General features: G+C 64.4%; 1 pseudogene. It reads right to left on the reverse strand.

Going from position 1 to position 315, the window contains the following annotated elements:
• Window positions 1-21: 21 nt before the first annotated feature.
• Window positions 22-315, reverse strand: a pseudogene (locus EN845_RS35750) (hypothetical protein); the annotation flags it as partial.

Raw genomic sequence — 315 nt, forward strand, 5'->3', positions numbered from 1 at the left:
CGCGAAGGCAACCCATGGAGATCAGGCCGCCTCGTCTTCGTCGAGGTCCTCGTCGACCAAGTCGTCGTCATCCGGCTCCGTCGGCGGTGCCTCGGCAAGCGCCGGGATCTCGCCCGGGCCGCTGTACGTGGGCGCCCGCAACTCCGGTGGCAGCCAGCCGGTCGGAGGGACGTTCTTGACCGCGAACTCGACGAGCTCCTTCTTTTTCAGCTTGTCAGCCTTGCGGGCTTCATCCTCGTTGATGGCCTCACGGATCGCGGTGATGACGAACGGCTTCGCGATGCTTTTGAAGTAGTCCTCGGCATCGAAGGCCTC

The organism is Mesorhizobium sp. M8A.F.Ca.ET.202.01.1.1, from assembly GCF_004791595.1.
GTDB lineage: Bacteria > Pseudomonadota > Alphaproteobacteria > Rhizobiales > Rhizobiaceae > Mesorhizobium.